At 47.3% G+C, this 916-nt stretch carries 1 pseudogene and 1 other annotated feature; the pseudogene reads right to left on the minus strand.

Features of this window, described 5'->3' with window-relative positions:
- Window positions 1-916 (minus strand): annotated as a pseudogene (locus tag JFC08_RS13610) (IS3 family transposase); the annotation flags it as partial.
- Window positions 768-884, minus strand: a sequence feature (AL1L pseudoknot). (Overlaps the previous pseudogene by 117 nt.)

Below are 916 nucleotides of genomic sequence, written 5' to 3' on the forward strand. Positions count from 1 at the left end.
GACACATAACCAATCGTGCTATGCAGTCGTGTTTTATTGAACCAGTCCACCCATTCAAGCGTTGCCAGTTCAACATCATTTACACCGTTCCAGCTCTGCTTTAAATAATGAATCACCTCAGACTTGTAAAGGCCATTGACTGTCTCGGCCAAGGCATTGTCATAAGAATCCCCTGTTGTGCCAACAGAGGCAATCACACCAGAGTCCGTCATCTTATCTGTATAGCGAATGGATAAATACTGAACCCCGCGATCACTATGATGAATCACATCTTTAGGATTATTCCTGTATGCAATGGCCTGATTGAGCGCTGCCATCACCATATCGGTGTTCATGCGATTAGACACCTTCCAGCCCACAATAGCGCGAGCAAACACATCAATAATAAAAGCCGTGTATACCCAGCCGCTAGTTGTCTTGATATAAGTGAAGTCCGCAACCCATAGCTGGTTAGGGCGGTGGGCGCTAAAGTTACGATTGACTAAATCATTCGCCCGCAGCTGATCATCACGACTATTGGTAGTAATCTTACTCTTACCGCGCCAAACCCCTTGCATACCGTGCTGCTTCATTAGTCGCTCAATAGTACAACGAGCGACATGAATGCCGTCTGCTTTCATCTGCTGCCAGACTTTACGAGCGCCATAGCGGCACTTGCTATCCTGCCAGATGCGCCTGATCTCGCTGATGTAGAAGTCATCATGGTGGCAACGCAATGAGCGCTTGTGTGGGTTGTTGCTTAAGTCTTTAGCGCGATAATACGTTGATTGGGCAATCGGTAATACTCGACAAATTGGCTCGACCCCATAGAGGTGTTTGTAATCATCAATAAACTGAGTCATTATTTCGGTGGGCGGCCGAGCTCCGCCTGGGCGAAAAAAGCAGCAGCCTTACGTATAATCTCATTGGCTTGCTT

Origin of the sequence: Psychrobacter cibarius, assembly GCF_016107535.1 — a bacterium.
GTDB lineage: Bacteria > Pseudomonadota > Gammaproteobacteria > Pseudomonadales > Moraxellaceae > Psychrobacter > Psychrobacter cibarius.